The sequence below is a fragment of the Methylomonas sp. LL1 genome (assembly GCF_015711015.1).
In the GTDB taxonomy this organism is placed as follows: Bacteria; Pseudomonadota; Gammaproteobacteria; order Methylococcales; family Methylomonadaceae; genus Methylomonas.
This window is the reverse complement of the sequence record NZ_CP064653.1, coordinates 2,592,113-2,606,972: the sequence shown is the minus strand read 5'-3', so window position 1 is coordinate 2,606,972 and position 14,860 is coordinate 2,592,113. Positions and strand designations below refer to the sequence as shown.

At 50.0% G+C, this 14,860-nt stretch carries 13 protein-coding genes; 7 read left to right on the top strand and 6 right to left on the bottom strand.

Features of this window, described 5'->3' with window-relative positions; genetic code table 11:
- Positions 1-111: 111 nt before the first annotated feature.
- From IVG45_RS12110 to IVG45_RS12095, 4 genes are all read left to right on the top strand, one after another.
- Positions 112-576: a hypothetical protein gene (locus IVG45_RS12110; protein ID WP_196434084.1), complete on the top strand. Its 465-nt coding sequence runs from the start codon at positions 112-114 to the stop codon at positions 574-576.
- Positions 577-586: 10 nt separating this feature from the next.
- Entirely contained in the window at positions 587-1,456 is an 870-nt protein-coding gene (gene trfA / locus IVG45_RS12105; RefSeq protein WP_196434083.1) for a plasmid replication initiator TrfA, read from the top strand.
- 496 nt (positions 1,457-1,952) lie between these two features.
- The gene (locus IVG45_RS12100; protein WP_196434082.1) at positions 1,953-2,693 is read left to right on the top strand and encodes a DUF5131 family protein; all 741 of its coding nucleotides are present in this window, start codon (positions 1,953-1,955) and stop codon (positions 2,691-2,693) included.
- Between the two features lie 13 nt (positions 2,694-2,706).
- A complete protein-coding gene (locus tag IVG45_RS12095) occupies positions 2,707-3,981 on the top strand; it encodes a three-Cys-motif partner protein TcmP (RefSeq protein WP_196434081.1) in 1,275 nt (424 codons plus the stop codon).
- Positions 3,982-3,991: 10 nt separating this feature from the next.
- Here the strand turns inward: IVG45_RS12095 and IVG45_RS12090 are convergent, their stop codons facing one another.
- From IVG45_RS12090 to mobI, 3 genes are all read right to left on the bottom strand, one after another.
- A complete protein-coding gene (locus IVG45_RS12090; RefSeq protein WP_196434080.1) occupies positions 3,992-4,270 on the bottom strand; it encodes a hypothetical protein in 279 nt (92 codons plus the stop codon).
- Between the two features lie 533 nt (positions 4,271-4,803).
- Positions 4,804-5,337, bottom strand: coding sequence for a hypothetical protein (locus tag IVG45_RS12085; RefSeq protein WP_196434079.1), 534 nt, complete (start codon positions 5,335-5,337; stop codon positions 4,804-4,806).
- 364 nt (positions 5,338-5,701) lie between these two features.
- Positions 5,702-6,187 (bottom strand): conjugative transfer protein MobI(A/C), encoded by a 486-nt coding sequence (gene mobI, locus IVG45_RS12080; RefSeq protein ID WP_196434078.1) that lies wholly within the window; start codon positions 6,185-6,187, stop codon positions 5,702-5,704.
- A 488-nt stretch (positions 6,188-6,675) separates the two neighbouring features.
- Between mobI and IVG45_RS12075 the strand changes: the two genes are divergently transcribed.
- The 3 genes from IVG45_RS12075 to IVG45_RS12065 all read left to right on the top strand — a co-directional run bounded on the left by IVG45_RS12075 (position 6,676) and on the right by IVG45_RS12065 (position 12,393).
- Positions 6,676-7,686 (top strand): conjugal transfer protein TraF, encoded by a 1,011-nt coding sequence (locus tag IVG45_RS12075; protein WP_230874561.1) that lies wholly within the window; start codon positions 6,676-6,678, stop codon positions 7,684-7,686.
- The gene (locus tag IVG45_RS12070; protein ID WP_196434077.1) at positions 7,683-9,134 is read left to right on the top strand and encodes a conjugal transfer protein TraH; all 1,452 of its coding nucleotides are present in this window, start codon (positions 7,683-7,685) and stop codon (positions 9,132-9,134) included. The genes IVG45_RS12075 and IVG45_RS12070 overlap by 4 nt, the downstream gene beginning before the upstream one ends.
- A gap of 61 nt (positions 9,135-9,195) precedes the next feature.
- Positions 9,196-12,393: a conjugal transfer protein TraG N-terminal domain-containing protein gene (locus IVG45_RS12065; protein WP_196434076.1), complete on the top strand. Its 3,198-nt coding sequence runs from the start codon at positions 9,196-9,198 to the stop codon at positions 12,391-12,393.
- Positions 12,394-12,396: 3 nt separating this feature from the next.
- On the opposite strand, the gene IVG45_RS12060 is transcribed toward IVG45_RS12065, so the two are convergent.
- From IVG45_RS12060 to IVG45_RS22670, 3 genes are all read right to left on the bottom strand, one after another.
- Positions 12,397-12,975 carry a hypothetical protein gene (locus tag IVG45_RS12060; RefSeq protein WP_196434075.1) on the bottom strand — a complete coding sequence of 193 codons (579 nt, stop codon included), beginning with the start codon at positions 12,973-12,975 and terminating at the stop codon, positions 12,397-12,399.
- A 625-nt stretch (positions 12,976-13,600) separates the two neighbouring features.
- Positions 13,601-13,912 (bottom strand): flagellar transcriptional regulator FlhD, encoded by a 312-nt coding sequence (locus IVG45_RS12050; protein ID WP_196434073.1) that lies wholly within the window; start codon positions 13,910-13,912, stop codon positions 13,601-13,603.
- An 18-nt stretch (positions 13,913-13,930) separates the two neighbouring features.
- Positions 13,931-14,860, bottom strand: a complete 930-nt coding sequence (locus IVG45_RS22670) for a transglycosylase SLT domain-containing protein (protein WP_230874560.1) — start codon at positions 14,858-14,860, stop codon at positions 13,931-13,933.

The following is a 14,860-nucleotide window of genomic DNA, read 5'->3' as shown; positions in this document are numbered from 1 at the left end:
AATTTTCCAATCGTCGCTTGCAGCTGACGACGAATTTGACGTCAGCTGCAAGCAGGCTTTGTAAAAGAGTGTTTAGTGTAACGAGCTCCCTTTAATTACTCTGGAGCTCTCATGAAATCCAAATCGCTGGCAATCCATTGTCTTGTGTCCGCAGTGTGCGGCACGGCCTGTACTTCGCTGAATCGGCCCGATGCCGTCGTGAGCGAAACCGTCATCGAATCGATTGTGCCGATTCAACCCGAACAACCCTGGCGCCTGGATCATGCTTGGCAGACAGGTGGATTGAGCGGTTCAGTGCTGCGATCTGCAGCAATGGAACACGTCGTCAGACAAGTCGATCAGCCGCTTAGCGTTTACGTGGCAAGTGACGACACCGCGGGCCGTGTCCTTAATGTCAGCACGCCGAGCGTTCCCGATCGCCAGGATGACGATGCACGGGTCATCGAACGCGCCTGGCGAAAATATTGCCATCACCAACTCGATATGACACCGGAGGAGCAGGCGTTAGTTAAAACCATGCCAATTCCGCACAGCGTTCTGGGCCATGGCTGCAATCCTGGCAACCTAAAGAAGTGAGGTGGTCGTCATGGATAGAAATAGCACAAACCATTCGCTCGACAATCTCACCGAACGTTTTCAGTCTCTGACGGAACGGAAAAAGGCCAAATTGCGGGTCGTCGAACCCTTGATGTCTTTGCCCAACTGGCCGTCGGCAATTCGCGGTACGCCCAATGCCTGTTTGCGAAGTGCATTGTTCGCCGGCATCCAAGGCAAGGAACGCATTGCCTACAAAAAACGCACCCTGTTGGCTGCGGTAGACGGGATCGAGGTTCGTTACCTCGGCATACAGCTCAACCAATCGGACCTCGATGTCTGGATGCAGATCGTGCATTTGTCCCGGCAACAATTACCGGGATTTAGCGTGACCTTCAGTGCCCATGCCCTGTTGACGGCATTGGGGCGCGGCAGTGGTAGAAGCCAACATGAATGGTTGAAAGAAGCTATGGCCCGCCTGGGAGGCGCCTTTGTCGAAATCACTTTTCACGGCCGGGATGCCTTCGGTGAAAAAGGCTTCTTGCGCTATTACCGTGACCAACTGACGCAGCGCTACGTGGTGGAATTGACCGAATCCATGCTGCGCCTGTTCGAGGAAGGCTACACCTACATCGAATTCGAACAGCGGCAGAAATTGCGCAAACAACCCTTGGCATTATGGTTACACGGTTTTCTGTCGTCCCATGCGGCGCCGTTCCCGATGAAAATTACCACCGTTCACCGACTGAGCGGCAGTGGCTCGAAAACCCTGCGCGATTTCAAGTATCGGCTGGGTAAAGCGTTGGAGGCCTTGGTGAACATTGGCACTTTGGCTAGCTTTGAATTCGCTGACGATATCGTGAAGATCAAACGCCAGCCGACGCCCAGTCAACAGCGTTTTCTGGACGACCAGCAGCACTAAAAAAGCACGGCATTAGACCGACGCTATTTTGGGTCGGTCGAAGCCTCTCGATACGGCATTAGGCCGACGCGGATACGGCATTAGACCGACGGAGGCACGGCATTCGGCCGACAAGGTAACGGCATTAGACCGACGGGCACGGCATTAGACCGACAAAAAGCACGGCATTAGGCCGACGTTTGACACGGCATTAGACCGACGCTTCGAGCAAAACGTGAAATCGCTGTAGGCCATGCTATCCGTGGGCTGCGGCGATTATTTTGTGCTGAAAATCGAGGGTGCTAATCTATATATAATCTTTATTTAATCTAAATAAAGGGGAGTTGTGGACAATTTCGCCTTTGACATGAATATATGTGCGTAACTTTTTGCTCCTGTTTGCATGCGAAAACGGCCCTTGCAATATTGAAGTCAGAACTTTTCCAGCTGCCTTATCGTTAATGGGGTGTTGTTCACTGCCTTCTTGAACTAAAATCCTTCGGAGGAGATATTTTTCATGGCAACAAAATCGCAAATCGAATGGACCGAGCAAACCTGGAATCCAACCACGGGATGCACCAAAACTTCACCAGGCTGCAAACATTGTTATGCAGAGTTGATGGCTGCGCGCCTGCATGCCATGAAAGCCAGAGGTTACGAAAACGGCTTTCAATTAACCTTGATACCGGAAAGGCTGAGTCAACCGTTAAAGCGCAAAAAGCCGACGGTGTACTTCGTCAATTCCATGAGCGATTTATTCCACGAAGACATTCCCGATCATTACCTGGACGAAGTATTTGCGGTCATCGAAAAAACTCCGCATCACACCTATCAGATACTGACAAAGCGTGCGGAGCGCTTGCCCGATTATTTTAACCATCGCCATTGTCCGACGAACGTCTGGCTTGGCGTATCAGTAGAAGACCGCAAGTTCGGCGTACCGCGCATCAATCATCTGAAACAGGTCAATGCCGCCATTCGCTTTCTGTCGATAGAGCCGTTATTGGAAGACCTCGGCACAATCGACCTCAACGGTATCCATTGGGTAATCGTTGGCGGCGAATCCGGTCCTAAAGCCAGGCCGATGATGCCGGAATGGGTGGAAAACATCAAAATCCAAGCCGATAGAATCGGCGTGGCGTTTTTCTTTAAGCAATGGGGCGGCTGGGGCGCAGATGGTGTAAAACGCCATAAAAAAGCCAACGGACGCGAGTTCGGCGGTAAAACCTGGGATCAAATGCCGGAATTACGCCTGTAAATCAAGGAAGTTTATGCCAAAAAAATCTTATGAATGGGGTACACCCGGAAAGGAATATCCGTTTATCAGACAACACAGCATTGCCAAGCACGAGATTTTAAAAGCCTACTTAATTGAATACTTCAAGACCTTAACGTTCAATCCTGGCCGGGAAATTATCAAATTGACGTTAATCGACGGCTTTGCTGGCGGCGGAGCCTATCTGCATGAGGATACCAAGCAAATCACCTTGGGCTCGCCTTTTATCATGTTGGATGCAGTCAAAGAAGCCGAAGCCAGTATCAACGCAACCAGAACGAAACCTTTAAAAATCGACGCAGACTTTGTTTTTATCGAAAAAAACAGACATGCATATAAGTTCTTGGAGTTTGAATTAAAACTACGCGGATATGAGTCGCTTATAAACGACAAAATTTTTATCTTGAACTCCGAATTTCAAAAAAAATCTGCAGACCTTGTCGAGCGCATCGTAGGCAAAACACCCAGGGCTAGAAGAGCAATTTTCCTGCTGGATCAATATGGCTATTCCGAAATATCGCCAAGTTTTATTCAAGGCATACTCAGCAAGCTTCCAGGAAGCGAAATTATCCTAACCTACGCCGTTGATTCCCTTATCAACTATATTTCCGACTCAGAACAAACAAAAAAACTCCTTGAAAAGATCGAAACGCCCGACTTGCTCCGAGGTAAAACGGTTGAAGAAATCAAGTCCAGCGAGCGAGATTGGCGGCTTTTTATTCAATCGATGCTGTATCAGGATTTTGTAAAAGCCTGCGGGGCGCAATTTTTTACATCATTTTTCATCCGATCCGATAGGGGGCATGGCGATTATTGGCTACTGCACTTCTCTCAACAGCCAAAAGCCAGGGATGTAATGGCAGGAATCCATTGGGATTTGAATAATTATTTCATCCATTATGGTGATCCCGGTTTAGACATGTTTATGCTAGGGTATTTCGACAAAAAGGACGACACGCAGTCAGGTCAAATGTCGATCGATAGCTTCCAGTTCGATAACGAGGCAAAGGAATTAAGCATTAATACATTGCATGATGAAATACCGCAATTTCTTTGTAAAAAACCGGATGGAATGCGGTTCGATCAATTATTTACCGAAACCTGCAATTGGACGCCAGCGACATCCACGCTGATCAAAGAATCGATAGTCAATCTAGCGGCGACAAAAGAAATAGATGTGTTTACCGAACAAGGCAAGAAACGGAAACGCTTTAGCAATATAAATGACTCGGATCAAATTGTTTTCTCAAAGCAATTGAAGATTTTTTAGCTTTGACAATTTAGCACGTAGGGCAATGGGAGGAGTCAATCCCACCGCCCTGTGTCGGATGATTTAAGGTGAAGTTGTCGCTTTGGAATCCTGCATTTTTTGCAGCGCCTGCAATTGGGGTCAACAGATCGGTCTGCGCCTTATACAGACTGGCTTGATCTTGGGTATTTTGGATCTTCATCGAAAGTATGGAACCGGGAATAGCGGTAATCGCTTTAACCATATCCACCGGAATCGAAATAAAACTCAAAAATTGGCTGGGTTGATCGATATTGATCTTTCTGAGCATGTCGTTTGCAATAGTCAACGTGGTTTTCTTGGTAATGAAAGAGGCTCGACTAACGTCGACACTGGTAATGGGGCCGTCATTGGGGGGCTATTATCATATCCATTTGCGTATTTTCATTAAGTTCGAATTTGCTAAGACATTTCTCCCCATCGTCAACTGCTATTACGCGGCCGAGAGTTTAGCGCTCGGGGTCGATATAAATACCGACATTTGAAGGGACACTCACGGAGAGATTATATTCGGACTTCTCCCTCGGCGTAGGAATACAGTCCTCCGGAGCCGAGATCTCCAAATAAACTGGCAATTGTTGGTGCTTTAACGACGCTATGTTTCGATTCGGCCCGCCTAGCTGGCCCCAGAGCGCAACAATATTATTTGAAGATGTTCGGCATTTCAGCCATACCACTTCCTTATCCATTGAATATCCATCATCAACGATTTCAGTGATGCACAGATCCACTGGTTTACCCTATTTGTAGAATATTAATAAAAAATTTGGAAACGCTTTATCGGACACTTGGGGAGATAAAGGGTTAGTCGTCGTCACAATCTATTAGAAACTGAAGTTGCGATCTGACAAAAGTTGTATCGAATTGAAACGCGTCAAGCGTAGAAATAGCACGTTGAGCGGCTTGCATTTCGACATTGCCTTCGGGTGGCCGTCGTTTAAGCGATGTTCCGTTCTTGACTAGCCATTCTTGCGCTTCGGCTACCGCAACTAACGTTAAATTGGCGGTTAGTAATTGCGAAGCGGATAGATTCGAAAGATATTCCGGAGTGAGATCTTCCACTTTTCCTAGGCGAAGCACCCTTGCCAAATTCTCGGCAATCTTGGGGTGTAGTTCAGCAAGTGTGCTATTTTCAAGGCCTTCAATCTTTTTAATGCACTCTTCCTTGTGGCGCCTTATATCGGCGATTTCACTAGGTAAATCTAGTTCGCGGCATATTCGGTTAAGCAATTGGCTAGCGCGGTTTCCGCTTACACCAATCGATTTTCCGGCATCGTTTAGAGTTTTTCCTTCGGCAATAGCCCGAAGTACGATCGCTCCTCTAGCGTTAGATTTCAAATTGTATCTCCTGTAAATATCGGATGGGATTTCGGTATTGTCAATCGGATTTAGACGATTGGAATATTTTGCATATCGCCCTAAATTTTGGGTACGTGCGCAAGGTTGAGCGCCCATTAGACGCACGACTTTTTATGTTATTCGGGCAAAGCTGCTATCAAATCCAGCTTGCTTGATTACCTGCGCGAACGCTTCAAGTACTGGCGATGTTTTTGTTCTCTAATAGCCCCTGACCTTTCACGTCACCCATTGAAACATTTCAATGCCGTCATTCGTAATTCTAACTCTGCTGTAACAAATTGGCAGAACATAATGCTTAAGACCGTATTAGGCTAATCAGAAAAATGGTTGCCTTTTATTCGCTTCAACCAATGAATTTGTTGTTCGCATCGGCTTCAATTACCCTGCAATAACGCTGCACCGCGTCACGAATTTTTCCCAATCGATCGAGCTGTTGCCGAATATGGGCAAACTCGGTTTCCAGTTCTTCGACTAATTCCGCTTCCCAGGTGGGTTCCCCCTTCAGTAGGTTGCCGAGCGGATAGCGATAGCCACGGCCTTTCTTAACGTACTGCGCAATTGGCTTGGTTTGACCGTTTTGCCGCAATGTGGCCATGCGGTACCACTCGATGCTGAAACCGCGTTGGTTTTCCCGGCAACGGATGCGGACGCCAACTCGACCCGATTCGCTTTTGCTGTGTTTCTGGCGCTGGCTTTTCATTTGGCGCCAATAATCATCGACCAGCACTTTGGCTTGCGCCTGGAGATGATCGCACCGGGTTTCGATCCAATGCAGCAGGTCTTGTTCGGTGAGAGTGGGCTGTGCGTTGACAGGTTGTTCGCTGGACATGAATTTTCCTATTACTTAACTGTAGGGATAGACATGGACAATGCCTAAGGGACTTTCTGTTCATTGCGAGCCTTGGAAAACGTCTTACTGCATAGGTATTTGCACCTTAAATGCCTACCGCAGTAGGCATATCACTGTCATTTTCTGGATGGTTCTTTTAGGCATTGCCTTGGCAAAATAGCGTGACTCATGCCTACCTTGGAAATAACGTCGGATTACGGGCCGGTTAACCGTTGCCACCTTTCCCTACTACAGTGGGGAAATCGAAAGTCGAATTCCTATTGGGATTTGCGGGCTATCGTCCGTTCGCAATAACGCCGACATTTTAGTCAACCGATATTGGATGCCGATTTCAGCTGACGACGAATTCGTGATCGTCTGCCGTTACGGTCGCGTTCTGAGATCGCAATTCGAGCCATCTTGCAGCTGATAGCGTTTTCGTCGTCAGCTGCAAAAGTCGCTGGGAAAATCTGACTGACAATGGCGCAATGAACCGAAACGCCATTTCTTTACCGATCATCATGAGCTTGTGTCTCAGAGCCTCGCTGGCAATGGGTAAAGACGACGCGCCCGAGGTTTCCTATTTCGCCGACAAACAACGCGGCTGGTTTTGGTATGAGGTATTGCCGGAGCCGGTTAAAAAAGCCCAACCCGATATTCAAGCCGATCAGCACAAACCGAAGCCTGACATCAAACCGCCCAGCGTCGTTCAAGCTGAAATTGAACCCAAAACTCAAGCCCAGCCTTCTGCAGAACTCCAACCACTGTCCTCCGCCTGGTTGAAGCAAAACCTGGAGCATTACCTGAACCAGGCCATTGATGATCCCACTCAGGAGAATGTCGCAGCGTTTTATTACCTGCAGCGTGTGATGATGGACAAAGCCGAGCGCTTCACCAACGCCGCTCGTTATGTGGTGATGTCCGATCCGCAACTCGATGAAACCGTGCGCCGTCCGGTGGCAACTTATGCGGCCAATGAAGCCAATCATCAAGCCAGCGTGGTGGCCGAACGCGCCTTGAAGGCGATTGCCGCCCAAGCCGGTATTTTGTTTTTCTTCCGGTCCGATTGCCCTTATTGCCATGTGCAGGCGCCGATTCTGGCGATGCTGGAAAACGCCTACGGTTTCAAAATCTATCCCGTGTCGCTGGATGGTTTGCCCATGCCGAACGGCTTTTTCAGTCAGTTCAAACGCGATCAAGGGCAAGCGGCGATGTTGGGGGTTGAACAGACACCGGCGCTGTTTCTGATGAAACCACCGAAGCAAATTGTACCGTTGGCGCAAGGCGCCTTGTCGTTAGAGGAAGTTACCGGCCGGATTTTACTGGCTGCCAAGGAATCGGGTTGGATCGATGCCTCGCAATACCAAACCACCCAAGGCATTCGTAATACGCCGATGCTGTTACCGGCCGCCGGTAGCATCAGCCCTGCGGTCACTCAAGACCCACTGTCACTGATCCAGGCATTGCAACGCAGTGCGCAAATGGGGAGTACGCCATGATTTCGTTTTCATTGTCTTTGCGCTATCGCCAGGTGCTGGTGTTGATTCTGTTGGTCGAGAGTTCCGTTCCAGCCTATGCCGACCTACAGCAGGAAATGGACAGCATGTTCGGCACCATGACCAATTTCACGGCCCCAACCGCGCATTTGGGGCAGCGCCGCGGCGTGATTACCGGCGGCAGCCTGGTGGCGCGCAATGGCATCACCAACACCAATCTGGTCTCGTTCGTGCCGCCTTCATTCAGCGCCGGCTGCGGCGGTATCGATTTGTTCGCTGGCAGTTTCAGTTTCATCAACTTTAACCAGTTCGTGCAATTGATGCGTAACGTGGCCGGCAATGCGGCGGGCTATGCGTTTCAGTTGGCGGTCGGTGCCATGTGTCCCTGGTGTGCGTCGGTGATGACCGACCTGCAAAAGAAAATCCAGGAGATGAACCAGATGTTCAGTAACTCCTGCCGATTAGCTCAGGGTTTGGTCAACGACACGGTCAAAGCCTTCGACCTACAAAGCAAGACCAATCTGTCCAATGCCTCGTTTACCCAAGGTATTTCTGATGTGTTTTCCAGTTGGACCAATACCAGTACTTTGGGTGATCCGGTACAGCAGATCAAGCAGAACGACCCGACCGATATGACCAAGATCATTCAGGGTAATCTGGTCTGGCGGGCTTTGGTCAATCAAAATGCCGGCGGCTGGTTTCGTTTCGGCGGCAACAGTTTGCTGGAAGCGGCGATGAGTATTTCTGGTACCGTGATCGTCGATGCCCCGCAAGCCGCGCCCGACGGCAAAGGCGAGAACAATGCCATCAGCGCGCCGCCTCCGGTGTTGCGGATCAAGGATTTGATGTACGGCAACGACGCCGGCAACAGTTATCAAACCGTCAGGATGTACACCTGTTCGGATGGCCATGATGCCGATCAGTGTTTGAAACCCATTGTCCAAAACGTCAATCTGGTGGGCTTGAAACAGCGGGTGATGGAAATCCTGTTGGGTTCGGCTAATACCGGCAACGGCTTGATTTACAAATTCTCGACCAACAGCGGTCAAATCACCGATAGCGAAAAAGCCTTCATGCAAACCGTGCCGGATGCCATCGGCGGCATGATTCATAACCTGGCACGAGAAGATGCCGGCATTGCCAAGCTGTGGGCCGAAGAAGCGGCCCCTGTGATTGCCTTGGAACTGGCGCAATTGATCGTCAATGATTTGCTGAATGCCGTGCAAACCGCAGCACACATGAATGACCACGCCTACGCCAAGTTGCTGATGGATGCTCTGAAAGATGCTAGAGAGCAAATCCAGGACGAATACGTCACCATCGCCGGACGCTATGGCAATCCGCAAACCCTGATGGCGTTTTACCAGCAATTGATGACCACCGTGAAGCCTAAACACTACGGTACCGTGGCGCAATTGCCGGCTTCCGGGGCGGCTTGGCCAAGTCCTTAAACGCTCATTCCCCGTTCCCCATGATGGTTTTCTCCCTCGTTGTTTAAAAGGCAGGTTGCCCATGTTTGAAATCTTCTCCGTGGGCGATTCCGCCTATTTGCAAGCTGTACTGAATGCCATCGCGATGATCTCCGGGACTGGCGATTACCGGACCGCCGCAGCCGTCGGTGGTTTGATCGGCGTCATCATCGTCATGCTCAGAGCGTTGTTGCAATGGGATGGCCGCGGCATTCGTTATCAGGATTTATTGCTGGCCTACGTGTTGTGGCTGATGTTGTATGCGCCGTCGGTGCGGGTGTCGATCGAGGATGCCTATACTGGCAGCGTCGTGGTGGTCGACAATGTGCCCCTGGGTCCGGCGGTCGTGGGTAGTGTAATGTCGAATATGGGTTATCGAACCACAAGACTGTTCGAACAAGGCTTTGGTACACCGTCGATGACCGGCAATGGCTTTGCCGACAGTTTGCAGACTTTGACGGCGGTACGGAAGAATCTGTTGTCGCGGATCAATCTAGGCGCAGCCAATGTGCCGAATGCTGGCAGCGATATGGAAACCTCATTTGCCAATTACGTGCGCGAATGCACCTTAACCGGTGTCGATCTAAACCAGAAATCAGTAGATGCCATCTTGCGCGATGCCGATCCGTTGAATGCGATAAGGTTTGATTCCGACATCTACATGACCCAAATCTATGTCGGCGGCCAACCACAAACCAAAACCTGCACGGATGCCTGGGCCGATTTGAGCGTGGTGGCCAATGGCAATTTCGCGACGGCGCTGGAAGGGTTGTTGCAACCGACGTTGGCTGTGCCGGCAGCAGGTGACACGGTGCCGAAAATCCAGGATGCCTTTGATGCGCTGGCAGGGCCCGGTGTGGTCGATGCCGCCGATTACATGCTGATGTCGGCGATCCTGCCAATGTTCGAGAAAGGCGTGATCGGCCGGCATGAGGACGGCTTGCATTGGAACAAAGCGGCCATGGTCGAGCAAGCGATTCAGCAACGTAATACCCAATGGGCCGCCGAGCAAACGCTGTTTGCCAAGATTGTACGGCCCATGATGGCCTTCATCGAAGGCTTGAGTTATGCCATTGCCCCGATCATGGCCTTCGTGGTGATGCTGGGCAATGTCGGCATCCGGATGAATATCGGCTACTTCTCGATGTTGCTGTGGATCCAATTATGGATGCCAATTTTGGCGGTGATCAATCTGTTCATCCAGATGTCGGCCGCCGGCAAGATGGCGGCGCTGACCACGGCCACCTATAACCTGCCGTCGATGATGGGCATTTACCAGTTGGACATGGAGTTGCAGCAATGGCTGTCGATTGGCGGCATGCTGGCGGCATCCACGCCAGCGATCACGTTGATGCTGATCTACCGAGGTGCGGTGACGGCGACCCATTTTCTGGGACGCATGGACGGTGGCGATTATGTAAATGAAAAGATCGCCACGCCTGACGTGATCAGCCCGGCGCCGGTCTTGAATGCTCAGGCGCAACACCAATACAGTCCGTTGTCGGCAGTCACCCAAACCGGTGTCGACAAGGTGCTGCCCACCTTTACCGCCGGCAAGGACATGAGTTTGGCGGTGTCGTCGGCTTACAGCGCTTCGGAACAGGCGACCAGGAGCTTCATGCACAGTGTGTCGTCAACGGCGATGAAATCGGCCAGCATCAGCAGCGATGCCTTTGACAGCCGTTCGCTGGGTAATCAGATTGCCAGCAGTTCCAGTTATACCGACGCCTATAACCGTCAGTTCGGTGAAGCCTTTGCCAAGAAACATGCCGATACCGGCATATCCGCCGATCAGTTCTCGGCCTTGGTGGCCGGCAGTGCCAATGCCGGTGCCAAGTTGGGTAGCGACCAACTCAGTGGCGTAATCTCCGGACGCTTGCAGAACGATTTCAAAGTCAGTCAGGACAAGTCCGACGCCATTGCCGCCGATATCAGCCAAACCGTCAACGACAGTCAGGGCTATCAAGCCGGGTTGGCGAAAAGCCTGGCAATGGATGCGCAAACCGGTACCCGAAACGTCGCGTCAATGGGGCTACAAAATCAATCGCTGTCCTCGTTGCAACACAGCGCAGCCGACGCGGTATCCGCCAGCGAATCCTATCAACAAACCCTATCGGCCCAACAACGCTTCGGAACACAAGCCAGTTTCGGTTCGGCAGAAACAGGTAACAAAATCGCCCATGACCCCGGCCTGATGGAACGCCTGGATCGGACGCTGGATCAATACGGCTTGCGGGGCGATACGCAACGGCTGGCATCGCAATGGAAAGCGGCAGGTTGGATCAGCGATGCCGATCAAGCCTACGCCGCCGCCGGGATGTCGTTATTGACCGGATTCTCATCACCCAGTTATCGCACGCTGGATGACCAACAATCGCACCAGGCGCAAATCTCGGGTTACCAACTGCTCGGCGATGCCTTTAATGCGCCGCAAGCCGATCAAACCTGGGATGCCAGTAGGAACGAATCGCTGAAAGCCAATGTACCGGAAACTGGCAAGGTTCAGGCATTAGTCGAACAGGCTCATCTCAACGATCCGCACGCTGAAACTGAACCGTTGAATCAGCGTGCACAGGCACAGATTGGTTCAGCGACGGGAAAAATTTCCGGAGGCGAAGCCCGTGTCGAAGCACACCATGATCGTAATCTGGCAGAGCGTGAACAAAACTCAAGAGAAGGTTTCGGTCAATTGGCGAATGTCAAAGCGGAGCACTTTAGGAAATCGATTGCGGCAGCGGCCAATGAAACGCCTTCGGTAGCTGAGGCGTCGTTTGATTATTTGGGTGGTGGCCTTTACAACTCAGCGAAGAATCTGGAAGCTGTGGGCTCCGTTAGCAATCAACATATCCGAGAGTTTGCTGAGTTTGTACAACAGGGTCAGGCAAAAGGGATGAGTATTTGGGATTCGATAAAGTATGCGTCAAACCAGTCGTATTCCGGTTTTAAAGACGCCTCGGAAGTATGGGCAGATCAGAGAGTAAACGAAGTTGCAGATAGGTTGACTCCAGGTCAGCAGGCTTATTATCGAGCTGCCATGTTTGAAGCGTTTGCAGGAATTGCCGTTGCTGGCGAATATGGCGGTACCCTTGGTATTGCAAGAAGCCAGTTAATAGAAGAGGAAGGCAGTGTCGAAGGTAATGATATCGCCAAGCTACTTAAAAGTGCAGCTGGTCAAGGCCGCATGGATCTGATTGACCAGATTGGGAATTACAATCGGGCGCGAGGCCGCATAAACTATTAACTTTTACTGAGAATAATTTCTAGCGGCTGCAAAACCGGCTAGTATCCATCGAACTATCATCAGGAAGGAAGCCATCACGACGTAACGAGTTAGATCATCTCTAACATACTGAATCAGAATTACGATCAAAGCTATAGCCGACCAATAATAGTTACTGTTGTGCGATAACTGTTCCGCAATGAATTCGATAGTTTGATAAAAAAGTTCAGTTAGGCCGAAAGCGCTGAAAATGATGCTACCGAAAATCCCAAGGGCTTCCATCTCGCTAGGCAGTATTTCCATCGTTGCAAGAAGCCAAATCAAACTAAAGCCAGCGGCGACCAAAGCTATTCGTTTAAAAGCAGCGAATGAAACAATTTTTTGGGAAAACCGTTGTGAAAATTGCTGTAGTCCGCTCGGAAACCGCGTAAACGCTGCGCCGCAGAAAGGGCAAACCGACTTGGTTGGTCTGCCATAGTAAACGACTACTCTCGGCACCATGGATCGGTTGCATTCGTTGCAAATCACTGTAGCATGATGTCCGGCAAAGACTGAGGGATTGGAAGTGTCTTTTCGGCTTAATTGGGATGAGAATGTCGCCATTGTTGGACTCCACTTCGAATATTCGGCTGATCCTATGTTCTAGTGGCTACTATCCCAAGATTTTTGGAAAGAATCAATTAGTCAATGATGTATCTGGATCTAGGCATCTGGTTTAGCACGCACATTTGACAGACCTGCTGGTATTTACAGCCATGAATAACCAAATAGGGCAAATGGCAGCTTGTACAATAAGGTAGTTCAGCGAGTCCGTCTTTCAGTGCTTCGGTGATAATCCAGGCTTCATCGAAATTTGCAGGCCGTATGCGGCCAAACGGCCGACGTTCCTTAATATGGTTTGGATAGAGGGTACAAAAATAATCCCAGGCAAAGACAATGGCGTTCAGGTCTATTTCCGCTCTGATGTCGCCCCGACAAGCGCTTCGATAGATTGAAGCAAATAGGGCCATGTACAGAAACGACTCGCGCGCTTGCGGTAGCGACGTAATGCTGGGAACTAGCCCAGATACTGGACTTTCTCGGTGCAGCGAAAAATAAAGGTTACACAAGTCTTTGGGGCGTAGGGTTTTGATGGCCCGGCTGGCCAATTTTGTACGCAACTTTCGTCTCAGTAATTGATAGGCCCAATACTGATCATTGAGCCGAGCAGCAAAGGCGCAATGACTACTCATGACTCTGGAGGGTGGGCGGACAAAAGCATCAGTAGATCGATGGCTCGTGCGTCGAGTACATCCGGGACTTCGGCTTTTGGGGTGTTTAGGAATTCGCTCCATTTGTGGGGATTGAATCGGGGAATAAAGGTCAGGCAATCGCTTCGTGCCAGGCTCTTCAGTCGTTCGAGTGGCATCTTTCTGAGCAATGAAACCGCGTCTGCCGTTAAGCCGAGGCAGAACATAGCTTTCTGTTCGCTTTCGGAAAAAATTAAGGATTGAGCGACGATGAGGTAGTCGAGATTCAGTTTGTAGAGATTCTCATCCATGGTGGAATCCTTTATTGGCTAAAGAATTGCACGGATTTGATCGGCCAAGGCAATCACTTTTTGCCCGTACTGGATAGCTGCCGGCTCGTTTTTCCAACTGTAATATCGCCCTATGCCATGAGCAAGATTGCCAGGTACCGATTGGATGGCCTCTGAGAGTACACTCGCGCCGATTTCGAGATTGGTGCTCGGGATCAAGAGAAGCTCGGGTTTTGCAACGCGATGGCCATGCCATCGCAGATTCACTTGCATGATGCCGACGTCGATATTGCGTTTGCCTTGGTCCAGCATTTGATTGAGTAAAGCTTCTGCCTCCTGCTGACTGTTAGGAATAAAGGAGTTGCCGGCGTTATTGATGGCCCAGGGCCAGGGCATGACACGATTCTGTTCACCGTTTTTTCGCGACTCCGTGAGCGCAACGGCATACAGAATATAGGGGTCAATGCGATGTCTACGAGCTACTCGGCCCCACAGCGTGTTTTGTAATTTAGCTTTAGATGCCGGGGAGTGTAGGCTGTTGCCATTCGCTTGAATGGAATCAGCAGCCATTGATTCCATGGGTTGGCTGATGATGCAAAGGCCGCCGATCAAGCCAATCCAAAGGTGCTTAATAGGGATTTGGATTGAAATGCCAGGGGGGTTAAACTCTTGATTTTTTATGTGAATAATGAACATCGTCAGCTCACCGTTTTGGTCTTGAAGCGAGTTTACGATGTTGACAAAAATTCTATATGTTCGAAAAACCTCTCTTTTAGCTGTTTTTCGCCGATCCTCTGAGTTTTGCCCCGCTTTTTTACTTGATCTTATGATCGGAAGGAATGTGATGACTTGGGGGGCAGATGGTGGCTGAGGTTTATGTGTACCGCCAAGAATGTTTTTATGGCGCGATTTTTGGTTTGGTGACATATTAAATGGCACAATAAAGTCAATCGCGACACCAAAAATCAA